The following is a 22,099-nucleotide window of genomic DNA, read 5'->3' on the forward strand; positions in this document are numbered from 1 at the left end:
CGAAGGACGCACCATGACCACTGAGAGCACCGCCACCGCCCGCCTCGATCCGAGTCTGGCGATCGCCGATATCGATCGCCGTCTCTTCGGTGGATTCGTCGAGCATCTCGGGCGCCACATCTACGACGGCATCTTCGAGCCGGGCCATCCCAGCGCCGATGAGGAGGGCTTCCGCACGGATGTCATCGAACTCGTCAAGGAGCTCGGCGTCTCGACAATCCGCTACCCCGGAGGCAACTTCGTCTCGGCGTACCGCTGGGAGGATGGAATCGGACCGAAGGAGCAGCGCCCCCGTCGCCTCGACCCGGCTTGGCACTCGACCGAGACGAACGAAGTCGGGCTGCACGAGTTCCAGGCGTGGCTGGATCGCGTCGGCAGCGACCTCATGCTCGCCATCAACCTCGGCACCCGTGGCACGGAGGAGGCGCTGGACCTGCTCGAGTATGCGAATGCGGATGCGCGGACGTGGTGGACCGAGCAGCGCGCCGCGAACGGACGCCCGACGCCGTTCGACGTGAAGATGTGGTGCCTCGGCAACGAGATGGACGGCCCGTGGCAGGTCGGGCATCGCAATGCGGAGGATTACGGAAAGCTCGCGTCCCGCACCGCGAAGGCCATGCGGATGGTCGACCCCGGCATCGAGTTGGTCGCGTGCGGCTCGTCAGGACGCGACATGCCGACGTTCGGATCGTGGGAGCGACAGGTGCTGGAGCACACGTTCGACGACGTCGACTTCATCTCCTGCCACTCCTACTACCAGGAGCGCGGGGGCGACGCGCAGGCGTTCCTCACGTCCGGCGCCGACATGGCACGGTTCATCGAATTGGTCGTGGCGATCGCGGACAGCGTCGCGGCGACCAAGAAGAGCGACAAGCGCATCATGATCTCGTTCGACGAGTGGAACGTCTGGTACCTCTTCAAGGAGGACGGCACAGAGTCAGGGCATGAGTTCAAGGGCGGCGCCTGGCCAGTGGCACCCCGCCTGCTCGAAGACCAGTACAGCGCTCTGGATGCCGTGGTCTTCGGCGATCTGCTGATCACGTTGCTGCAGCATGCCGACCGGGTGCGCAGTGCGTCCCTCGCGCAGCTCGTCAACGTGATCGCGCCGATCATGACGGAACCGGGCGGGCCGGCGTGGCGGCAGACGACGTTCTTCCCCTTCTCGATCACCTCGCGTCTGGCGCGGGGCTCCGCTGTGCAGGTGCCGGTGAACGGCAGCACCGTCGCATCGGACGAGCTCGGCGACGTGCGCGCCGTCAACGCCGTCGCCACGATCGACGACGAGGGCGTCTCGCTGTTCGTCGTGAACCGTTCGCTGACGGAGGCGACCGCTCTCCGCGTGGATCTCGCCCCGCTCGCACGACAGCTGGGCATGGACGTGTCGATCATCGAGTCCCACCTGCTCCACGAGGACGACGTGTACGCGCGCAACGTCCTGGGCGACGTCGAGCGCGTGGGCGTCGGTGAGGCCGACGCGACCATCGCCGACGGCATCCTGACGATCGAACTGCCGGCCGTGTCCTGGATGGCGATCCGCCTGGTGTGACCCCGTACGACGAGGGCCGCGGACGGCGTCCGCGGCCCTCGTCGTACGATCTCAGCCCTTGCCGCTGCTGACGTGCACACGCCCCTTGCCATCGACGGAGACCGTGGCGGTCATCGCCGCCGCGAGGTCGATCCGCTGCCACGATGACGTCGAGTGGACGCTGAGGTCGAGCGGATAGCCGGAGTCGATCGCCGTCTCCTCGAGGACCTGGAGGCGCTGCGCCTCGGTGAGGTCGGGGTGGCTGGAGATGAGCAGAGCGGCCGCGATGCGGGGCGCATCCATCTCGACGCCGCCCTGTCCGATCTGCGCGAAACCGTAGGTGAGACGCTCGCGGTAGAGCTCGTTCGCGTCCTTCTTCTTCAGGTACGGGGTGTCCCTGGCGATGCACGTCTTCAGTGCCGCACCGCAGTCGGCCTCCAGGACGGCATGGAGCTCGGCGCTGGCCGCCTCCAGCAGCTCACGGAACTCCGGGTCGGCCCACCGTTTGGCGATGGCCGCCTGGCCCATCATCCGGCCGCCGATGATGTCGAGCGGGTAGTGCATCGCCATGACGACGCGATAGTTGCCGGATTCGGACGTCCGCGCGAGGATCGGTGCCGACAGCTCGGGCAGCAGCGTCGCGAGGAGCGTGCCCTGCCAGTAGGCCTGATTCGTGTGCCCGCTCGGGTAGGAGCCGCTCGTGGAGCTGTAGGCGTCACCGCCGTCCTTGTCGCGATAGACGACCTCGTCCGGCGCCACGATGTAGGGGCGGTCGTAGTCGAAGTAGTCCTTCGACGGGTTCGTCGACTCACTCTGCGCACGGCCACCGTCCTTGTGGATCAGCTCGACGGTCTTGGGCAGACGCCCCTCCTCCCACGCCCTCTGGTAGATCGCACCGAGCTCCTCCCCCAATGCATTTCCCATCGTGTAGGACATGTCTCCGTACTCGTCGACGATCGCCGCCGCGGACTCCTCCGGGCCGGCGTTCTGATTGATGTCGAGCGTCTTCCGGAGGTTCTCCTCGAGGACCTCCGGGTAGCTCGTCTCGAGGGTCGCGAATCCGGCGAGCAGCGGGACGTAGTCGACGGTGCGATCCGATGCGTAGACCGTCTCGAGCTGCTCGGGCGCGAACGCCTCAGGGGCGGCAGAGGCCGCCGGGTTCGGACGTCCACCCGCGACCTGCTCGTTCCATGGCGCGCAACCGGTCAGCGCGATGGATGCCGTGAGTACGACAGCAAGCGCTGCGACTGGACGGCTGCGGACGGTGGTCCTCATCTTCGAGTGCTGCATGTCCTGCCTTTCCTCGGGTGTCGACCCGTTCATGATTGAATTGCTTGGACATTCTATTGTTCGAACATTATGAGGGACAAGAGCGCTTCCGCTGACGACCGTGAGACGCCACCGCGCTACCCTCGTCTGCATGGACATCGACACGGCGAGGATCACGGACTACTTCGACCGTTACGCCGCGTCACTGACGCGGTTCGATGCCGAGGCCTCCGCCGAGCTGTGGTCGACACCGGGCATGATCGTCGACGACCGGTTCTCGGGAGCGGTGGACTCACGCGAAGAGATGGCGACCGGACTGAAGCAGGCCTACCCCGTCTATCGAGAACTCGGCCTCGGCTCGGTCGATTACGAGCTCGTCGAGGAGAACCAGCTTTCGGACGCACTCGTGCTCGTCCGCGTGCGCTGGCTCTTCCTCGACGGCGACGACGAGTTCCTGACCGACAGCAACAGCTACTACCTGCTCCGGGACGAGGCCGCCGGCCTTCGAGCGTGCGTCTGCATCGAGACGGACTCCATGCAGAAGCTGCAGGCCCTCGCCGACGCCAAGGGCGTCGACCTGACACCGCCGAGCACGTAGTCGGTGCGGAGCACCGCCTGCCCCGTTCGGCATGATCACGTCATGCATATTCATTCGGGGTAGCGAGCATAGTCAGCGATTTGTAGGGTGTCCGAGGACAGAAGTCCATGACACAGGAATCATCTGGAGGATGATCGATGGAGATCACACGACGAACCGTTCTGACCGGAGCCGCCGTGCTCAGCGCCGCCGCCGCGGTCGGCATTCCCACCGGCGCCCAGGCATCCACGTCGGCTGCAGGACAGGCACAATCGGCGGCGAAGCCCCAGGCGGTGGAGCGCTGGGGCATGCACGAGATCGTGCTTGACGGTCCCGACAAGGGGAACCCCTTCGTCGATGTCACACTGGCCGCCGTCTTCCGGCGAGCGGACCAGGCGATCACCGTGCCGGGGTTCTACGACGGTGGCGGCACGTACCGCATCCGGTTCTCGCCGCCTGAGATCGGGGAGTGGAAGTGGAGTGTGGAGAGCAACGTCCGCTCGATGCGCAAGTCCGGCAAGGTGAGCGTCGTCGAGCCGTCGCCGGGCAACCACGGTCCGGTCCAGGTGTCGCCAGACGGCTACCACTTCATCCACGCGGATGGGTCACCCTATCGACAGATCGGGACGACGTCGTACTCGTGGGCGCAGCAGCCGGAGGACGAGGTCCAGACGACGCTCGCGACACTGAGCACGTCGCCGTTCAACAAGATCCGGATGCTGTTCTTCCCCAACGTGCCCTCCGAATCCGTCGACCCGTTCGTGCGTACCGGCCCCGGGCCGAGGGACTGGGATCCGACGCGCTTCGACCCCACCTACTTCCGGCGCTACGAGGATCGTATCGCGAGCCTGCTGCAGCTCGGCATACAGGCCGACGTCGTGCTGTTCCAGCCCTACAAGGCCGACATAGGGTTCTCCGATATGGCCCGCGCAGACGACGAGCGGTACATTCGCTACATCACAGCGCGTTTCGGCGCTTTCCGGAATGTCTGGTGGTCGATGGCGAACGAATACGACGACAACGAGACCAAGACGCTCGACGACTGGAACCATCTCGGCGACCTCCTCAAGAGCGTCGATGCGCACGGACGCCTGCGCTCGATTCACAACAAGAACATCTACTACGACGCCCGCAAGGACTGGGTCACGCACGCCAGCATTCAGAGCTCGGGTGCGGCCATGGACGGCATCCGCGCGCATCTGCACCGCCAGTTCGCACTCAAGCCGGTCGTGTTCGACGAGGTCGCCTACGAGGGCAACATCGATGCGCGCTGGGGCCAGCTGTCGGGCGAGGAGATGACCAGCCGGTTCTGGAACACGTTCGTCGGCGGCACATACTGCGGCCATGGCGAGACGCTCAACGAGGCCCAGAGCCCGAGCACCTCGTGGCTCGGGCAGGGAGGCACCCTGAACGGCACCAGCGCTCCGCGGCTCGCCTTCCTCAAGCAGATCATGGAGGATGGCCCGGCACCGGGGATCAACGCGCTCCAGCCCGACTGGGGCTACGACATCGGCGGCGTCGACAGCCAGTACTACATCAAGTACTTCGGCGGGAATGCACCGACGGAATGGAACGCTCTGCTGCCGAGTGGTGCCGGTACGTCCTTCAACGTCGACGTCATCGACACCTGGAACATGACCATCACGCCGATCGGCGTCTTCTCGCTTGCCAAAGCCACCGGCGGAGCGCAGGATCCGAGTCGCCCGACGATCCAGCTACCGGGCACCCCCTGGATCGCCGTGCGATTCACTCGAGTCTGATCGTCCGCACCGGCGAGACTGCAGGCGACGTCTCGCCGGTGCGCGGGCGTGCCGGTTCACATATCTCGCGCTCCTCGCCATCATCGGAACATGGACCATCACCGCGCCGACTCCAGCTTCACCACCCGTCAGGACCTGGACGCCCGTCTCGACCTGCACCGTCGGCTGATCCTGAGCAGCCTCGACGGACTCTCCGAGCAGCAGGCCCGCGCAACGCCCGTGGCCGGCAGGCCTTCTCTGCTCGGAGTCGTCCGCCACACCGCCTATGTGGAGGGAGTCTGGTTCGGAGAGGCCATCACCGGCCGGCCTCGCGCTGACCTCGGTCTTCCGGTCGCCACGGCGAACTCGTGGAAGACGCGCAGGACGGACAGCATCGCCTCCGTCACGGAGCTCTGCGAGAGAATCTCCGAGCACTCACGATCGAATCTCGCCGATCTGGATCTTGACGACGTCGTCACGGGGCGCAGCCCGCGTACCGTTCTGAGCCTCTACACGCACGTGCTCGTCGAACTCGCGTGGAACACAGGACAGCTCGACATCCTGCGGCCTCTCGCCGAGAGCATTCGCGACTGACGGCGCAACCGTCACCGTGGACCGAGGATCGCGTCCGCCAGCCAGGGGCCGAGCTCCCGGAAAGCCGGCCCGTCCTCGTCGCCGTGCTCTCGGCGGGCGCTGGCGAGGAGAGCCGCATCCGGATGCGGCTGGTCGTTGAGGATCGAGACCAGTTCGAGGTAACGCCCCTCGGTCGCGGTGTACTTGGCATCCTGGAAGGCATCGAGCGTGAGGCCGGCCACATCGCGATAGCGAGCCGCAAGCCGCCGCCGCAGGTCGCCGTCGGCCGCGACGCCGAAGGCCTGCGCGAGCTGTTCGACCAGCTGTGCGGCGAGGCCGACGACCTGGACGTCCTCCGCAGCGAATCCGGCTTGCTGGAACGCCATCAGCCGCCGGGTCAGGTCGGCGCCGGCCGAGTGGATGAACTCCTGCACGGGAGGTGCAGACATCTCCGGGCCGGGGAACTCGGCATAGGTCGCACGCAGATAGGAGCGCGTCGCTTCGCGGAACCGCTCATCCTGCAGCAGCTCCGCCAAAGTGATCCAGGCATCGAGCTGCGCGGGCGAGGGGTCGGCCGGAAGCACCGGCCGGACGTCGCGGATGCGGTCGATCGCCGCTTGCGGGAGACCGGCGGTGACGTCATCCGCGAAGTCGTCGACGAGTCCCTGACGCTCGATGTCGGAGATCGTCACCAGTCTGCGCAGCAGGTTCGCCCGTTCGACCGTTCCCTCCTGCTGCACGAGCGCGCGGAGAATCGCCCGCTTCGCCTGCATGTCCGTCGCGCGCCTCTCGACGACGTCCAGGTGCTCGGCGAGCACGTCGCTCAACGAGGTCGTGCCCGCGAGGACACGGCGCACCTGATCGAGACCGGTCTCGAGATCGCGCAGCGTGCGGACGAATTCGAGGCGGGCGATCGCATCGATGTCGTAGAGGCGATGGCCGCCGTCGGTCGCGTCCGTCGCGTTCACGAGGCCCTCATCCGCGTAATAGCGGATGGCGCTGACGCTGAGTCCCGTTCGATGTGCGACGTCGCCGATGGGGTAGAGAGTGTCTTCTGAAATATCCATGTCCCCCACCATGCGACCTCAAGCGGCTTGAGATGCAAGCCCGAGAATGCCACCCACTCAAGAAACCGTGACAAAACCGTTGCATTCGTTACCGCCCCGTTATACAGTTATCGCACGGTGAATGTTTGCTGTGGCATCCACCGCATGTGATTGCAGGACACTCTTGGTGCAAGGGACAAGGGCCGGTCGGAAGCCTCTCCGACCGGCCCTTCACGTTGCCGCTACGCTGAGATCGTGACCGACAGGAACCTCGCCATCGCCGCCTGGGAGAGCCTGTTCCGTGCGCAGCACGAGTTGTTCTCCGAGATGGCTGCGGACTTCGAAGGATCCGACCTCGCGCAGGGCGAATACGACGTACTCCTGACCGTGACGCGCAGCCCCGACATGACCGCACGCCTGCGCGATGTCACCCAGAACATGCTGATCAGCCAACCCAGCGTCTCGCGCCTGATCGACCGGATGGTCGCGCGCGAGCTCGTCACCAAGCTCCCGGATCCGGAGGACGGCCGCGGCGCGCTGATCCGTGCGACGGATGCCGGGGCACGCGCCTTCCGTCGCATCGCCATGGTCCATGGTCGATCGATCGCCGAGCGCATGTCGAGCCTCGACGACGACGAACTGCGTGCACTCCTCGCCCTGACGGAGCGCCTGCGCAGTCGCTAGACATTCGAATATTTCTTTCGAATATCTCTTCCCTTTTGGGTGTGGTCGGGGTAGCGTGGGGGCATGTCGACGGCGACGCATCTGGATGCTCTGCATGAGGCGGTTACCCGCCTCGATGGGGTGTGGGCGGGGGCCGGGGATGCGTCGGATCTGGACCGGGCGGGCCTGGTGGCCGCGAATGCGGAACTGGGTGTGCTGCACCGGCTCGTGGACGGGTTGGAGGCGGAGGTCGCGGCGCGGATCGCGTATGAGTCGCGGCCGGAGCTGGGGGCGGAGTCGTTGGCGAAGCAGCAGGGGTTCCGCACCGCGGGGCAGTTCGTCGCGACGGTCACCGGCTGTTCGTCGGGGGAGGCTTCCCGGCTGGTGAAGGTCGGGGAGGCGACCGCGCCGCGCAGTGATCTGCTCGGGGTCAGGTTACCGGCGAAGTACCCGGCCGTGCAGGCCGCGTTGGGTGCCGGGGCGATCGGGGCGCCGGCGGCGGGGTTGATCATCGCCCTGTTGGATCGGGTGCGGTTCAAGGTGGACGTGCAAACCCTCGGTCAGGCGGAGACCCTGCTGGCGGAGAAAGCTGCCGGGTTGTCGTTGGATGAGGTCCGTAAACTCCTCACCCATGCGGAGGCGCATCTGGATCCGGACGGGGTCCTGCCTCGGGAGGAGGCCGCGCGGGCGCAGAACAGGCTGGTCATGTTCGAACGCGACGGACGGTTCCACATCGACGCCGACATCGACGTCGCCACCGCCGCGCCGATCAAAGTCGCGATCGAAGGGTACGTGACCGCGGTCCTCAATGCCCGCGCCAACGCCCTCGACCCGGACGCCCCCGACGCCGACCGCCGCACGATCGGACAGCTGCAGGCCGACGCTCTCGCCGACCTCGCCGCCCACGCGCTCGGCTGCGACACCAACGCCCCCGCCCTGGCGGGTGCGACCGTGATCGTCCGGGTCGGGCTCGACGACCTGGCCACCGGGACCGGATACGCGACCATCGACGGCATCGACCAGCCCATCAGCATCGGCACCGCCCGCCGCATGGCCGCAGGCGGGGGCGTCATCCCCTACGTCCTCGGCGGAGACAGCGAGATCCTCGACTGGGGCAGGGAGAAACGCTTCTTCACGAAAGCGCAACGCCTCGCCCTGGTCGAACGCGACGGCGGATGCGCCGGCTGCACCCTCCCACCCTCCATGACCCGCGCCCACCACATCGACTGGTGGCAACGCGACAACGGACGCACCGACCTCAACAAGGGCGTCCTGCTCTGCGACAACTGCCACCACCGCGTCCACGACAACGGATGGGACATCCGCATCGAAGGCACCGGCACCACCGCGAAAGTCTGGTTCATCCCCCCACCCTCAGTCGACCCCCAACGCACCCCACGCCTCGGCGGCACCCACCGCTACAACCTCGCCGCCTGACACCGACGGCCAGAAGATCGATCGACCTCTCGACGCACGTCCGCCGCATCCGATCTGGCATAGTCGAAGCCATATGTAGTCACCGCGACAATCGCGGATCGACTGGGAGGGACATACAACATGGAGCTTGCCGGAGTCGTCGGCATCCTGGTTCTCGTCGGCATCGGGGTCGTGATCCTGATCGTCTTCGCGCTGATCGCGCTGCTGTTCGCACGCAGCTGGATCAAGGTCGCGCGCGCCGATGAGGCGCTGGTCATCTCTGGACGCAAGCAGAAGGTGCAGCGCGCGGTCATCGCCGCCGACGGCACCAGCAGCTCGGAGATGTCGGAATCGCCCGTCACGGTCATCGTGAACGGCAAGTCCCTCGTCAACCCGATCACGCAGCGGCACGAGATCATCTCGCTGCGCTCGCGCCAGGTGTCCCTGAACGCCGAAGCGCAGTCGCTCGACAGCGTCACGCTCAACGTCGACGGCGTCGCGATCGTCAAGATCGGCTCCGACCCCCTCTACGTCCGCCGTGCCGCCGAGCGCTTCGCCTCGCAGGACGCCGCCATCGAGCAGTTCACCACCGAGCAGCTCGAGGGCGCCCTGCGCGGCATCGTCGCGACCCTGTCGGTCGTCGAGCTCATGCGCGAGCGCAAGAAGTTCTCCGACCAGATCGCCGCCGACGTCTCGCAGGAGCTCGCCGAGCAGGGTCTGATCCTGGACTCCTTCCAGATCAAGGGCATCACCGACGCCGTCGGCTACATCCAGTCGCTCGGCGCACCCGAGATCCAGGCCAAGCGTCAGGCGGCCGAGATCTCGCAGACCAACGCCGACCGTGCGATCAACCAGAAGAACATCGCCAACAAGGAAGCCAACCTGATCGAGCAGACCGCGCTCGACACGAACACCGCCAACGCGGACGCCGGCATCGGCCGTGCCCGCGCCGAAGCCGAGCAGGCCGAATACCTGGCCAGGGCGCAGGCAGAGCAGGCCGTCCTCCAGCAGCAGGCCGAGAACAAGCAGGCGCAGCTGGACGCCGACGTCAAGCGCGTCGCCGACGCGCAGCGCTACGAGGCCGAGACCCGCGCTCAGGCAGAGCTGTACACGCGCGAGCGCGCCGCCGAAGCGGCCGCGATCGAGCAGGTCAAGCAGGCCGAGGCTCGTACACGCATCGCCGAGCAGCAGGCGCAAGCCGACGAAGCCCGCGCTCAGGGTGAAGCGACCGCAGCCCAGGCCAAGGCCGAGGGTGAAGCGGCGGCGCTGCGCGCCCTCGCCGAGGCTGAAGCCGAAGCCCGCCGCCTGCGGGCCAACGCGGAAGCCGATGCGATCCGCGCCGAGGGTGAGGCCCGCGCGGCCGCCGTCGAGGCCGAAGCGAGGGCCATCGCCTCCAACCAGGACGCTTTCCTCTCCCAGCGCGTCATCGACGTGCTGCCGACCATCATGGGCGAGTTCTCCAAGGGCTACGCCGCGATCGGCAACATCTCGATCATCGGCGGCACGTCGGGCGAAGACGGCGCATCCAGCGTCATCGGCGGCGACAGCGCCAAGGCACTGAAGTCCGTGTTCGACAGCGTCAGCTCGGCCACTGGCCTCGACCTCGCCGCCATCATCCAGGGCCAGGCCGTCGGCCGCGGCATCGGCGAAGGCGTCTCGCAGGCGCAGACCAAGACGCCCGCCCCCGCCACGACGAAACCCGCCAAGGCCGCCGCAGACTCGACCATCGCTCCCCCGCCGCCGCCCGCACCGGCCGAGTGAGCATTCGAAGGCGTCGGTCCGCAGGTCGCGGCCGGCGCCTTCGTCGTGTCACGGCGTCTGACGACGAAGCGTGAGCGACGCCAGCACCAGCGCGCCCACGGCGAAAGCCATGACGATCAGCAGCGGACCGAACACATCCCAGCCCTCATCACCCGCGGCGACGGCGTTGATCGTGTCGATCGCATAGCTCAACGGCAGCCAGTCCGAGATCGCGTACAGCACGTCCGGCATCTCATCGCGGGGCATGAAGAGTCCGCCGAGGATGATCTGCGGGAACACCAGCAGCGGCATGAACTGCACCGCTTGGAACTCGGTCTGCGCGAACGCGCTGGCCAGCAGCCCGAGCGCTGTGCCCAGCAGCGCATCCACGACCGCCACCAGCCCGAGCTGCCAGAGCGGGCCGTCCACGTCCAGCCCGCACACCCATACGGCGAACGACACCGTGATCGCGGCCTGCAGCAGCGCCATCAGCCCGAACGCCAACGCATATCCGAGAATGAAATCCGCCTTGCCGAGCGGCGTCGTCATCAGCCGCTCCAGCGTCCCCGACCGCCGCTCGCGCAACGTCGTGATCGACGTGATGAGGAACATCACGATGAACGGGAACAGCGCCAGGATCGCGCCGCCGAACTGGTCGAACACGCCTTCCTGATCACTGAACAGCCAGGCGAACAGGCCGATCAGCAGGCTCGGCGCGATGAGCATCAGTGCGATCGAACGCGGATCGTGCCGCAGCTGCGTCAGCACCCGGCCCGCGGTGACGAACAGGCGCCGCGCGTTCATTCGGCGGCCTCCTCACGTGCACTCCGACGAGACGTCGGATGCTCCCGCTGATCCCGTTCGATCAGCGCGAGGAACGCAGCATCCGGATCCTCCGCGCCGGTGTCCTCCAGCAGCGCCGCCGGCGTGGTGTCTGCGATGATCCGGCCGGCGCGCATGAGCAGCAGCCGGTCGCAGCGCAGTGCCTCGTCCATGACATGGCTCGACACGATCATCGTCACGCCACGGTCTGCGAGCCCGCGGAAGAGGCCCCACAGCTCCGCCCTCAGCACCGGATCGAGCCCCACGGTCGGCTCGTCCAGCACGATCACCTCCGGAGCACCGAGCAGCGCCATCGCGAGCGACACCCGCGTCTCCTGGCCGCCACTGAGAGAATCGACGAGCTGTCCGGCCTGCGCGCGCAGGCCCACCTCGTCGATGACCCGATCGACGTCGCTGCGCGGCGCGTTCAGGAGTCCGGCGACGTAAGCGAGGTTCTGACGAACGCTGAGATCGCCGTACACGGCGGCGCCCTGCGTGCCGTAGGCGACACGCTTGCGCAGCTTCCGCGAGCCGCCGGGCTCGCCCAGCACCGTGACGTCGCCCGCCGCGATCCGCTGCACGCCGACGATCGACCGCATCAGCGTGGTCTTCCCGCATCCGGACGGCCCGAGAAGCCCCGTGATCTCGCCGCGCGGGATGCTCAGGTCGACGCCGTCGAACACGGCTGTCGTCCCTCGCCGCACTCGAAGACCTGCGATCTCGACCGCGTTATTCATCATGTGATGAATAGTTCTCCGCGTCGGCCTCCGCGTCAAGGGGATCAGTCGAACAGGTACCGCTGCACGGTCGGTCCGATGCGCTCGACGAGCTCGTCGATGGATGCCTCGGCCAGCGCCGAGAACCTCAGCACGTACCGGGTCAGCAGCAGCCCCGCGATCTGCGAGGCGACCAGGCTCGCGCGCAACTCGGCATCCGGCACGTCCAGCGCCCGCGCGATGCGTCCGATCAACTCACGAGAGATGAATCCGGCCAGCAACGGCGTCGTGAGCTTGCTGGCCACGGCCGTACGCATGAGCATCACCCCGCGACGTCGCACATCCGGATCCTCGAACGCCTCGAGGATGTAGCGCACGAGCCGCTCCCCGACCTCGTCGCGCGGGCCGGCGAGGATCGCCGGTACATCCGCATCCGGACGCAGCGGCATGCCCACCGCCTCCGCGAAGAGGTCCGCCTTCGTGCCGAAGTAGTGATGCACGAGCGCCGGATCGACGCCGGCTCTGCCCGCGATCGACCGGATCGTCGATCCGTCGTAGCCCCGCTCGCCGAACTCGTCCACCGCCGCGGCGATGATCCGCGCACGCGAATCCGTTCCCCCGCGCGGCCGTCCGCGTCGCCGCGGTGCGCGATGCTCGGTCATGCCGCTCAGCCTACGCGCCGATGCACGCGGGGAACGCGAGAGACTGGAGGGGTGACCACTGCGCCGTTCGACCTGTCGAGGATCGGCCGCGGACTCGCGTTCGCCGAAGCATCCGACGACCTGAACGCGGCGCTCGACCGGAGCACAGCCGTCGTCATCAGCTCGCCCCCCGGTACGGGCAAGACCACCCTCGTCCCGCCGATCGTCGCCGGCCGCGTTGCCGGCCGCGTGATCGTGACGCAGCCGCGACGCGTCGCCGCACGCGCCGCGGCCCGAAGACTCGCCCACCTGGACGGATCGGCGCTCGGGTCGCGCGTCGGCTTCACCGTGCGCGGTGAGCGCCAGGTGGAGCGCTCCGCCCTGATCGAGTTCATCACCGCCGGCGTCCTGCTGCGCCGGTTGCTCGATGACCCTGGTCTGGAAGGGGTCGGTGCCGTCGTGATCGACGAGGTGCACGAGCGCGCTCTGGAGACGGATCTGCTGATCGGTCTGCTCGGCGAGGTGCGCGAGCTGCGCGATGACCTCGTCGTGGTCGCGATGTCGGCGACGCTCGACACCGATCTGTTCGCCGCCGTCCTCGGCACGGATGCTTCGCCCACCCCTGTCGTGGCCCAGACGGTTCCCGCTCATCCGCTCGAGGTGCGCTGGGCGCCGAGCGCGACGCCTCGGTTGGACGAACGGGGTGTGACGCGGGCCTTCCTCGACCACGTCGCGCGCACGGCCGTCGATGCGCACCGCGGCGTAGTGCGCGCCGATCCGACCGCGGACGCCCTCGTCTTCGTCCCTGGCGCGCGCGAAGTCTCGGAGATCGCTCGTCGCATCCGAGATCTCGCCGCCGAATTCGACGTCCGCGAGCTGCACGGGCAGATCTCGGCAGCAGAGCAGGATGCCGTGATCAGTGGTCGCGGGGGCAGCAAGGCCGCGCGGATCATCGTCACGACGTCGCTCGCCGAGTCATCGCTGACCGTTCCCGGGGTTCGGCTGGTCGTCGACACGTGTCTGTCCCGTGCCCCGCAACGCGATGCGGCACGCGGCATGAACGGCCTGGTGACGGGGCCGACGTCGCGCGCCTCGGCGACGCAGCGCGCCGGGCGCGCGACTCGCGAAGGGCCGGGCGTCGTGGTGCGGTGCGTCGATGAGCGCAGCTTCGCCGCCGCCCCCGCGCGGCCCGTCCCGGAGATCGCGACGGCCGACCTCACCGACGCCGCCCTGCTTCTCGCCTGCTGGGGCGCGCCGGGCGGTGCGGGGCTTCGGCTGGTCGACCCGCTTCCCGCCGACAGCCTGAGCGACGCCGTGGACGTGCTGCACGGACTCGGCGCGATCGATGCCGAGGGCCGTGCGACCGCTGAGGGGCGACGCCTGGCCCGCATCCCGACCGACCCTCGCCTCGCGCGCGCTCTCCGCGACGGCGCGAGCATCGCCTCGGCGCGCGCCGCGGCCGAAGTCGTCGCACTGCTGAGCTCCGATCTCCGCATTGCCGACGCCGATGCCGCAGCGACGCTCTCGACGCTGCGGAACGGGCGAAGCCCCGACGCGCGGCGCTGGGAGCAGGAGGCGCGTCGCCTCTCGACGTTCGTGCAAGGGCGAGCAGGTGTGCGCACAGAGGACGATCCGACCGGTCTTCTGATCGCGCTCGCCTTCCCAGAGCGGATCGCCCGGCGGGTGGATCATTCCACCGCCGGCGCCGTGTTCCTCCTGGCATCCGGTACGCGCGCAGGGATCAGCGGCCCGCTCGCGGGCGCCGAATGGCTCGCGGTGGCCGACGTCGCCCGCGCGCAGGGGCGAGCGGCCGCCGGCACCGGAGCGATCATCCGCTCGGCAGCGACCATCTCGGAGCGCCAGGCGGAGCAGGCGGCGACCCACCTGGTCACGGATCGCGTCGAGGCGCGGTTCTCCGACGGTCGAGTGATGGCTCGTCGCGAGCGCCGGATCGGCGCGATCATCCGCTCATCCGTCCCGATTCGCGTGCAGGCCGACGACGGCGGCAGCGATGCCGTCCGCCGTGCCGTGCAGGAGCAGGGTCTCGGAGTCTTCACCTGGTCGGAGGCGGCGGATGGACTGCGGCGACGCCTCGCGCTGCTGCATCGCGAACTCGATTCCCCCTGGCCGGATGTCGCGGACACCGCGCTCCTGGACACCCTCGATGCCTGGCTCGGGCCAGAGCTATTGGCACTCGCCACGGGGACACCTGCCGCGCGCATCGACCTGGCCACCGCACTGCGACGACTGCTGCCCTGGCCGGCGGCGAAGGACCTCGACGCTCTGGTCCCCGAACGCCTCGAGGTGCCCAGCGGATCACGGATCCGCCTGGCATACCCGCCGGTCGATGATGCGACGGCCCGTCCGGTCGTCGCCGTGAAGCTGCAGGAGTGCTTCGGGTGGGCCGAGACGCCGCGGCTGGTCGGAGAGCGGGTACCGGTGCTGTTCCACCTGCTCTCCCCCGGCGGGCACCCCCTGGCCGTGACCGGAGACCTCGCATCCTTCTGGGCCGGCCCGTATGCGCAGGTGCGTGCCGAGATGCGCGGCCGGTATCCGAAGCATCCGTGGCCGGAGGACCCGTGGTCGGCCGCGCCCACCCGGCACACGAAGCGCCGAGCCGCCGGGACCTGATCTCTCGTGCTCAGTCGAGCAGGTGCCGCAGATAGCGCGGCGGCGAGTCCAGGAACGACCGCCAGTGCCGGACCAGTTCGAGATCCTCCCACTGCGCCGACCGGATGCCCCATTCGCCGACTTCGAGAATCCGCGCACCGGGCAGCGACGCCAGCACGGGCGAATGCGTCGCGCACAGCACCTGGCCACCGTCATCGACGATCCGCTGCAGCACCCTGATGAGCGTCAGCGTGGATTGGAACGAGAGCGCTGCCTCCGGCTCGTCGAGGCAGTAGAATCCCGGATCGCGGAACCTGCTGCCCAGCAGCGCGAGGAACGATTCGCCGTGACTCATCTCGTGGAACGGCACATCCGGCATGGTCATCGACGGATTCGCCTCGAGATACGTGTAGAACGAGTGCATCGTCTCGGCGCGGAGGAAGAAGCCCCACCGGCTGGCACCGACACCGCGCTGCAGGCGCAGCCAGTCCGACAGCGGCGACTCGGTCGGACGCGTGCTGTGCCTCGCGTTCCGCGAGCCGCCTTCGGGAGACAGCCCGTACGCGATGGCCACGCCCTCGACGATCGTCGACTTGCCGCTGCCGTTCTCGCCGACGAGGAAGGTCACCCCCGGCGCGAGGTCGATCCCCTCCCGCAGCACCTGTGCGACCGCGGGGATGCTGGTGGGCCACCGTCCGCCCGGTGCCGGGGCATCGTCCACTGGCCGCACCGACACCACGGGCTGCTCGCGCCTGCGCCGGCTGCCCGGCTCCCAGATCGACGCCATCAGCACTCGATCACGTTGACCGCGAGCCCGCCTTCGCTGGTCTCCTTGTACTTCGTCGACATGTCCAGGCCGGTCTGGCGCATGGTCTCCACCACGGCATCCAGTGAGACGTAGTGCTGTCCGTCGCCTCGCAGCGCGAGCCGTGCGGCCGTGACCGCTGTGGATGCCGCGATCGCGTTCCGCTCGATGCAGGGGATCTGGACGAGCCCTCCGATCGGGTCGCAGGTCAGCCCCAGATGGTGCTCCATCGCGATCTCGGCGGCGTTCTCGATCTGCCGGTTCGTGCCGCCCATCACGGCGGTGAGGCCCCCAGCGGCCATGGCACAGGCCGAGCCCACCTCGGCCTGGCAGCCGCCTTCGGCACCGGAGATCGAGGCGTTCGCCTTGAACAGCGACCCGAGTGCGGTCGCCGTCAGCAGGAATCGTCGGATGCCTCGTCGACGGTTCGCCTCCGCGATCGCCTCGTCATCGAGCGCGTCTGCTTCGGCGGGCTCGGTCGGCGACTGCAGCAGCGCGCTGCCGACCAGCTCGCCGTGCGGCGTCACCGCGTTCCCGGATCCGAGTCCCGAGTCGGCGAGGAAGCGCCACCAGTACATCGCCACGGCGGGGAGGATGCCGGCGGCGCCGTTCGTGGGGGCCGTGACGACTCGTCCGCCCGCGGCGTTCTCCTCGTTCACCGCCAGCGCGAACGCGCCCAGCCACTCGCCAGGGATCTCGCGTCCGCTGTCGGCCTCCGCGGCCTCCAGCTGGGCGCGGATGGCCGATGCCCGTCGCTTCACCTTCAGGATGCCGGGGAGCACGCCGTCCGCATGCAGGCCGGCGTCCACGCAGCCGGCCATCGCGTCCCAGATGGCGTCGAGGCCTGCGGCGACCTCCGACTCCGAACGAAGCGAGGTCTCGTTGCGCCGGGCGATCTCCGCGATCGTGAGCCCGTGCTCGTCGCACAGATCGAGCAGCGTCGCGGCATCCCGGTAGGCGAACGGCTGCTCTGCCCCGGCGATCGGCGCGTCCTCGCCCTCACGGCGGATGAAGCCGCCGCCGACGGAGTAGTAGGTCTCCTCGGCGATCTCCTCGGCATCCGCGCCGTAGGCGGTGATCGTCATGGCGTTCGGATGCGCCGGCAATCGCGTCCGAGGGGCGAACACGATGTCGTCCTTGTCGAACGCGATCCCCTGCCGCCCGGCGAGCAGCAGCGGAGCGCCCTCGGGGTACGACGCCCACGCCTGCCTTACTTCGGCGGGGTCGCACGTCTCGGGGCTCAGGCCCCGAAGCCCTGCGACGACGGCATCCGGCGTGCCGTGCCCGATGCCGGTCGCTCCCAGCGACCCGTACAGCGTGCAGGTGACGCGGGCCACGGCATCCAGCGGGATGCGGTGGACGAAGTCCAGCGCCGCGCGCATCGGCCCGACGGTGTGCGAGCTCGACGGCCCGACACCGATGGAGAAGAGGTCGAAGGCCGAGACGTACGCAGTCACGTGTCCAGGCTACGCTGACGTTCGTGGACCGAAGCGCAAAGAGAAAACCCCGCCGCTTTCGCGACGGGGTTTCAGTACTGTCTCAACACAGTGTGCGCCCGAAGGGACTCGAACCCCTAACCTTCTGATCCGTAGTCAGATGCTCTATCCATTGAGCTACGGGCGCATGGCCTGTCCGGCAGAACGCTTTCCGGGCCGTCGTCAAGAATACATGAGGATCAGCGCCGGAGCGAATCGAGACCGCAACTCGTCCGCAGCGGCCATCGACCCAAGTCACAGCCTGCTCCCAGCCACGCGGGACCAAACCCCGCGCCTGCGCTGTTGCATCCAGAGACGCCGCAGCCAGCGGCGTCGGACAAGGAGACAGATCATGTCGAATGTGTACCGCAAGACCGAGGACGCGCTGCGCGCCCTCACCGAGAACCAGTTCCATGTCACTCAGCAGGACGCCACCGAGCCCGCCTTCCGCAATGAGTACTGGGACAACCACGACGCCGGCATCTACGTGGATGTCGTCTCCGGGCAGCCGCTGTTCTCATCGATCGACAAGTTCGACAGCGGAACCGGGTGGCCCAGCTTCACGCGCCCGATCGATGCGGAGGCGATCACGACCCGCACAGATCGCACGCTGTGGTCGGTGCGCACGGAGGCCCGCTCGTCCGGTGCAGACAGCCATCTCGGCCACGTCTTCACTGACGGACCGTCCTCCGGCGGCGGGTTGCGCTACTGCATGAACTCCGCGGCCCTGCGCTTCGTCCCCGTCGACCAGCTGGATGACGAGGGCTACGGCGAGTACCGACGCCTGTTCGACGAGGCGTAGAACCCGCGCCGGCGCGGGTCAAGCGGGCTCCGACTCCGCCTCTGACTCGCGCTTGCGGCGGGCACGCTGCTCGGAGGAGAGCGCCTGCAGATCGACGAGGCGGAGCGCCTGCATGCGAGCTTCGCGCATCGTCTCGTACTCCGGGTCCTGGTCAGGACGCATGCCCTCGACGCGCAGCCGACGGTCGAGATTGTGTCGCACATCGGCCCACGCGGCCGCCCTGGCCTCCTCGACCAGCGCGCGCATCTTCTCGTCGTCCTCGGCCATCGCCCGCAACCGCGTGGCCACGCCGGTGGACTGCCGTGCCCGCCGGCGCAGGTTGCGCACGTCGCGGTCGCGGTAGTCGTGCGTGCCCGACGGGTCCGAGTGCCGGCCCCTGGCGCGCTTGCGCCACCGGGTCACCATGTCGGCGGCGTCCTCGGATTCCTTCGCCATCGCGAGCAGGGACTCACGGGCGTCCTGGAGGTAGCGATCCGTGTCGAACACGCCGCCCTGTGCGATCGTCCCGACGAGGATGTGATTCTTCACAGCCAGCCTGGTCGCGGCCGTGGCGATCGCCACGCCTTCCGCGATGGCATCCGCTGTCCGACCCACGTCGACCTCCTTCCTGAAATCGTACCGGCACGAGTTCACCGAACGACGCCGACCCAGATTCCGGATGCCCAGGCCTGCTGCTCCGCATCGCACCCGACCGACCCCGCATACCCGCGCACCACCGCCATGCAGTTCGCCAGGAACTCCGGATCCCCTCCGAACATCTCCTGGTAGGCGCCTGAGTCGTTCAGCGTCCCCCAGACGCGGAACTGATGGATGTGCGCGAGCTCGTGCGCCATCGCCCAGTTCAGCCGGCTCTCGCTCCAGGTGGCGACATCGGCACGGTACTTGATGTAGCCGTTGCTGTTGGCGCAGGCCGCGGCTGTGCCGCCGGCGCAGGACGAGGACTGCTCCAGGCCGACATCCTCGCCGCCGACGAGATCCAGTGCCGCCCGCACGCGGGCGTGGCCATCCGCATCCGCTCCCTGAACCGAGGATGCCGTCTGCACCCGCCGCCCTTTCGGAACGTCATGCGGGCGTGCCTCCACGAGCGCGACGACCGTCGCCTCCAGTTCGGCGACCGTGATGCGCATCCCGGTCAGCGTGTGCGTCAGTTCCCGGTCGGCCGCGGGCACCGGCTGCCGCTGAGCTTCGTCATCCCCGCGCTGCTGGCCCGCCAGGACGACGAACCCCGCTCCTGCGACGAGCAGCAGCCCGCCGATGGCGAACGACAGCACTCGCATCGCGCGCATCGTTCAGACCGCGAACTCGGTGCGCTCGCGCAACCGTCGCTCGGCGAGCGCCGTGCCGCGCGAAAGATGCTGAGGCACGAGCTCACCGAGCAGTTCGACATCACGGCCTGCCACGGCTGCGAAGAGCGCTTCGTGCTCGGCGACCATCTCGTCGAGATCATCGTGCTGCCCGAAGAGCCAGCGCAGCCGTGTGGAGAACACCTGAAGCATCTCGCTGAGCATCTCGTTCCCGGCGAGATCGGCGGCGCACGTATGGAACTCGCCGGCGGCCAGCCGCCCGGAGTCGAGGTCGCCCGCTCGTGCGCTCTCCGTCTCCCGATCGAGTGCTGCCCGCAGTCGGGCGAGGCCGGCGGCGTCGTGTCTCTGCGCCGCCAGCTGGAACGTCAGAGTCTCGAACGCTTCGCGCACCTCGGCGACATTCTGGACGTCCTGCGCCGTGAACTCCTTCACGACGGCCCAGGTCCGCGGACGTGCCACGACGATCCCCTCGACGACCAGGCGACGGATCGCTTCGCGAACCGGCAGTCGGGAGACGTTCAACTCCGCGGCGATGTCCCGCTCGATGAGCCGGGAACCGGGCGCTCGTCGGCCGAGGACGATGTCGTCGCGCAGCAGGCGCGTGACCCGCACCGACTCCAGCTCCGCGACTTCGACCCCCGTCATGGATGGATTCTCCCACCTGACCGGGGATCGCACCACCTTTGGTATCCCAGATCAGGGCACCCGGTTGGCCTTCGGCAGCGCTTCGCGCAGTTCGTCGGCGGTCAGATGCACCACGTAGGCGGGCCGGTCCCGCTCCACGCGCCAGGATTCGCTGAGCGGGCTCACATCGACCGTGTCGAACCCGACCTCGTCGTAGAAGCGCGTCGCGAACTCGGCCGCCTCGGGGAAATCGCTCGACGTCGCCAGTGCGCGACGGCCCGGGGTGCCGGACGGCGTCGCGTCCGAGGTGATCTCCCGCGCGAAGATGTGGTTGAACGCCTTCGCGACCTTCGAACCGGGAAGGTGAGCCTGCACGAGCTGCGACGTCGTCGTGGTCCCCTCGTCGAGCGCGGGGATGCGTCCATCGCGTTCGAAGTAGTAGTTGTTCGCGTCGAGCACGATCTTCCCGTCGAGCGGCTCGACGGGAACCTGATCGAGAGCGCCGAGAGGAACCGCCACGGCGACGACATCGCCTGCCCTGCCGGCTTCGACTGCGGTGGCGGCGCGCGCCTTCGGCCCGAGTTCCGCAACCAGATCCGCCAAGGTCTCCGGTCCGCGCGAGTTCGCGATCACGACGTCGTATCCGGCGGAGATGGCCGCGCGTGCGACCTGCGAGCCGATGTGTCCTGCACCGATGATTCCGAGAGTTGTCATGTCAGCGGCAACGCGCGGCGGTGATGCGTATTCCTGTGTGTCGGAAGAAGACGTCAGAGCTTCTTCACCACGAGCTCCTGAAGGCGTCGGTAGCCGAGCTGCTCGTAGAGTGCGACCGCCGGAGCATTGCCGCCGAACACGTGCAGGCCCAGCGATGCGGCGCCCATCCGTCGCGTCTCGCGCTCCGCCGCGTGCATGAGCGCACGACCGTACCCGCGACGCTGATGCACGGCATCCACTTCGATGTCCAGGATGAAGCCGTGCGGTGCGCCGCCCCGCGTGCGCCGCGCCAGCCACAGCACGCCGACCTCCTCGCCGTCGACGGTGGCCGTGAACAGCTCCTGCCCGTCGGTGTCGACGCCATCCGGGAGCTCGGTGCGGAACTGCCGCCGGGCCTCCTCCGCAGCATCCTCGAGCGAGATCCGTCCCGTGGCCGCCAGCTCCTGGGCGAAGCCCTGCTCGGCATCGGAGGCGAAGCGCGAGAAGCGCTCGACCGACATCGGCACGACCTCGATCCGCTCGTCCGCATCCGCCCGCCCCGGTAGCGGATCGAGCATCATCTGGATCGACGACACCTCGAATCCTCGACCATCGAGCAGGCGCTGCGTCTCGTCATCGCCGGCGAAGACGTCGGCCGAGAGAGTGACGGCGCCCGTCTCGCGCGCAGCGTTCCCGATCAATGCCATGACGCCGTCCTGCTCGTCCGCATCGAGCTCGCGGTCCGTGTGCACATCGATCAGGAAGCCGCGCTCCCCCGGCAGACTCAACCAGACTGTGCCGACCTCGACCTCGTCGATCAGGATGCCGAGCACCGACGACGCTCCGCTCGCACCGCCCTGAGGCAGCAGCTGCGCGACGATCGCGTCGACGTGCTCTTCGGCATCCGCGCCGGGGCGCAACCCGGACTCGCGATGCCGACGGATCAGACGCTCCCGCATGGCAGCCAGCCAAGCATCGAAGCGATCGGCGGGCAGTGGCTCCAGGCGAACGGTCACGGCATCCATCCTGCGCCCTGTGCACGCGCCGCGTCCACCGGCT

At 68.4% G+C, this 22,099-nt stretch carries 21 protein-coding genes and 1 tRNA gene; 9 read left to right on the plus strand and 13 right to left on the minus strand.

Features of this window, described 5'->3' with window-relative positions:
• The first annotated feature begins 13 nt into the window (after positions 1 to 13).
• Positions 14 to 1,546 (plus strand): alpha-N-arabinofuranosidase, encoded by a 1,533-nt coding sequence (locus ACI7YT_RS15350; RefSeq protein ID WP_406246639.1) that lies wholly within the window; start codon positions 14 to 16, stop codon positions 1,544 to 1,546.
• Positions 1,547 to 1,597: 51 nt separating this feature from the next.
• Here the strand turns inward: ACI7YT_RS15350 and ACI7YT_RS15355 are convergent, their stop codons facing one another.
• A complete protein-coding gene (locus ACI7YT_RS15355; protein ID WP_406246641.1) occupies positions 1,598 to 2,800 on the minus strand; it encodes an acid phosphatase in 1,203 nt (400 codons plus the stop codon).
• A 145-nt stretch (positions 2,801 to 2,945) separates the two neighbouring features.
• Between ACI7YT_RS15355 and ACI7YT_RS15360 the strand changes: the two genes are divergently transcribed.
• The 3 genes from ACI7YT_RS15360 to ACI7YT_RS15370 all read left to right on the plus strand — a co-directional run bounded on the left by ACI7YT_RS15360 (position 2,946) and on the right by ACI7YT_RS15370 (position 5,704).
• On the plus strand, positions 2,946 to 3,392 hold the full coding sequence (locus tag ACI7YT_RS15360) for a hypothetical protein (protein ID WP_406246643.1): 447 nt from the start codon (positions 2,946 to 2,948) through the stop codon (positions 3,390 to 3,392).
• Positions 3,393 to 3,529: 137 nt separating this feature from the next.
• Positions 3,530 to 5,131 carry a DUF5060 domain-containing protein gene (locus tag ACI7YT_RS15365; protein WP_406246644.1) on the plus strand — a complete coding sequence of 534 codons (1,602 nt, stop codon included), beginning with the start codon at positions 3,530 to 3,532 and terminating at the stop codon, positions 5,129 to 5,131.
• Positions 5,132 to 5,221: 90 nt separating this feature from the next.
• Positions 5,222 to 5,704, plus strand: a complete 483-nt coding sequence (locus ACI7YT_RS15370) for a DUF664 domain-containing protein (RefSeq protein WP_406246645.1) — start codon at positions 5,222 to 5,224, stop codon at positions 5,702 to 5,704.
• An 11-nt stretch (positions 5,705 to 5,715) separates the two neighbouring features.
• Here ACI7YT_RS15370 and ACI7YT_RS15375 read toward each other — a convergent pair whose 3' ends face one another.
• Positions 5,716 to 6,750, minus strand: a complete 1,035-nt coding sequence (locus ACI7YT_RS15375; RefSeq protein ID WP_406246647.1) for a MerR family transcriptional regulator — start codon at positions 6,748 to 6,750, stop codon at positions 5,716 to 5,718.
• Positions 6,751 to 6,984: 234 nt separating this feature from the next.
• Here ACI7YT_RS15375 and ACI7YT_RS15380 point away from each other — a divergent pair, with 234 nt between their 5' ends.
• The 3 genes from ACI7YT_RS15380 to ACI7YT_RS15390 all read left to right on the plus strand — a co-directional run bounded on the left by ACI7YT_RS15380 (position 6,985) and on the right by ACI7YT_RS15390 (position 10,569).
• The gene (locus tag ACI7YT_RS15380; RefSeq protein WP_406246649.1) at positions 6,985 to 7,413 is read left to right on the plus strand and encodes a MarR family winged helix-turn-helix transcriptional regulator; all 429 of its coding nucleotides are present in this window, start codon (positions 6,985 to 6,987) and stop codon (positions 7,411 to 7,413) included.
• A gap of 63 nt (positions 7,414 to 7,476) precedes the next feature.
• The gene (locus ACI7YT_RS15385; RefSeq protein ID WP_406246651.1) at positions 7,477 to 8,829 is read left to right on the plus strand and encodes a DUF222 domain-containing protein; all 1,353 of its coding nucleotides are present in this window, start codon (positions 7,477 to 7,479) and stop codon (positions 8,827 to 8,829) included.
• Between the two features lie 120 nt (positions 8,830 to 8,949).
• Positions 8,950 to 10,569, plus strand: coding sequence for an SPFH domain-containing protein (locus ACI7YT_RS15390; protein WP_406246653.1), 1,620 nt, complete (start codon positions 8,950 to 8,952; stop codon positions 10,567 to 10,569).
• Between the two features lie 48 nt (positions 10,570 to 10,617).
• Here ACI7YT_RS15390 and ACI7YT_RS15395 read toward each other — a convergent pair whose 3' ends face one another.
• From ACI7YT_RS15395 to ACI7YT_RS15405, 3 genes are read right to left on the minus strand one after another with little or no spacing between them, the layout of a single operon-like run.
• The gene (locus ACI7YT_RS15395; RefSeq protein WP_406246655.1) at positions 10,618 to 11,352 is read right to left on the minus strand and encodes an ABC transporter permease; all 735 of its coding nucleotides are present in this window, start codon (positions 11,350 to 11,352) and stop codon (positions 10,618 to 10,620) included.
• On the minus strand, positions 11,349 to 12,110 hold the full coding sequence (locus ACI7YT_RS15400) for an ABC transporter ATP-binding protein (RefSeq protein ID WP_406246656.1): 762 nt from the start codon (positions 12,108 to 12,110) through the stop codon (positions 11,349 to 11,351). Before ACI7YT_RS15400 ends, ACI7YT_RS15395 begins: the two co-directional genes overlap by 4 nt.
• 41 nt (positions 12,111 to 12,151) lie before the next feature.
• The gene (locus ACI7YT_RS15405) at positions 12,152 to 12,748 is read right to left on the minus strand and encodes a TetR family transcriptional regulator (RefSeq protein ID WP_406246658.1); all 597 of its coding nucleotides are present in this window, start codon (positions 12,746 to 12,748) and stop codon (positions 12,152 to 12,154) included.
• Positions 12,749 to 12,799: 51 nt separating this feature from the next.
• Between ACI7YT_RS15405 and hrpB the strand changes: the two genes are divergently transcribed.
• Positions 12,800 to 15,358: an ATP-dependent helicase HrpB gene (gene hrpB, locus ACI7YT_RS15410; protein ID WP_406246660.1), complete on the plus strand. Its 2,559-nt coding sequence runs from the start codon at positions 12,800 to 12,802 to the stop codon at positions 15,356 to 15,358.
• A 10-nt stretch (positions 15,359 to 15,368) separates the two neighbouring features.
• On the opposite strand, the gene ACI7YT_RS15415 is transcribed toward hrpB, so the two are convergent.
• From ACI7YT_RS15415 to ACI7YT_RS15425, 3 genes are all read right to left on the minus strand, one after another.
• Complete coding sequence (locus ACI7YT_RS15415; protein ID WP_406246662.1) at positions 15,369 to 16,124, minus strand: AAA family ATPase; 756 nt, start codon at positions 16,122 to 16,124, stop codon at positions 15,369 to 15,371.
• Complete coding sequence (locus ACI7YT_RS15420) at positions 16,124 to 17,599, minus strand: L-serine ammonia-lyase, iron-sulfur-dependent, subunit alpha (RefSeq protein ID WP_406246664.1); 1,476 nt, start codon at positions 17,597 to 17,599, stop codon at positions 16,124 to 16,126. Before ACI7YT_RS15420 ends, ACI7YT_RS15415 begins: the two co-directional genes overlap by 1 nt.
• Before the next feature lie 93 nt (positions 17,600 to 17,692).
• Positions 17,693 to 17,765, minus strand: a tRNA-Arg gene (locus ACI7YT_RS15425).
• A gap of 204 nt (positions 17,766 to 17,969) precedes the next feature.
• Here ACI7YT_RS15425 and msrB point away from each other — a divergent pair.
• On the plus strand, positions 17,970 to 18,419 hold the full coding sequence (gene msrB, locus ACI7YT_RS15430; RefSeq protein ID WP_406246666.1) for a peptide-methionine (R)-S-oxide reductase MsrB: 450 nt from the start codon (positions 17,970 to 17,972) through the stop codon (positions 18,417 to 18,419).
• Positions 18,420 to 18,437: 18 nt separating this feature from the next.
• Here msrB and ACI7YT_RS15435 read toward each other — a convergent pair whose 3' ends face one another.
• Genes ACI7YT_RS15435 through ACI7YT_RS15455 form a run of 5 tightly spaced genes read right to left on the minus strand, consistent with a single transcriptional unit; the run spans position 18,438 to position 22,056 of the window.
• The gene (locus ACI7YT_RS15435; RefSeq protein ID WP_406246668.1) at positions 18,438 to 19,013 is read right to left on the minus strand and encodes an asparagine synthase; all 576 of its coding nucleotides are present in this window, start codon (positions 19,011 to 19,013) and stop codon (positions 18,438 to 18,440) included.
• 35 nt (positions 19,014 to 19,048) lie between these two features.
• Complete coding sequence (locus tag ACI7YT_RS15440; protein ID WP_406246670.1) at positions 19,049 to 19,705, minus strand: hypothetical protein; 657 nt, start codon at positions 19,703 to 19,705, stop codon at positions 19,049 to 19,051.
• A gap of 3 nt (positions 19,706 to 19,708) precedes the next feature.
• Entirely contained in the window at positions 19,709 to 20,368 is a 660-nt protein-coding gene (locus tag ACI7YT_RS15445) for a GntR family transcriptional regulator (protein WP_406246672.1), read from the minus strand.
• A gap of 51 nt (positions 20,369 to 20,419) precedes the next feature.
• Positions 20,420 to 21,061 (minus strand): NADPH-dependent F420 reductase, encoded by a 642-nt coding sequence (locus ACI7YT_RS15450; RefSeq protein ID WP_406246674.1) that lies wholly within the window; start codon positions 21,059 to 21,061, stop codon positions 20,420 to 20,422.
• Positions 21,062 to 21,114: 53 nt separating this feature from the next.
• Positions 21,115 to 22,056: a GNAT family N-acetyltransferase gene (locus ACI7YT_RS15455; RefSeq protein ID WP_406246676.1), complete on the minus strand. Its 942-nt coding sequence runs from the start codon at positions 22,054 to 22,056 to the stop codon at positions 21,115 to 21,117.
• Between the last annotated feature and the right edge of the window lie 43 nt (positions 22,057 to 22,099).

This window comes from Microbacterium sp. M, from assembly GCF_045181065.1.
Lineage (GTDB): Bacteria > Actinomycetota > Actinomycetes > Actinomycetales > Microbacteriaceae > Microbacterium.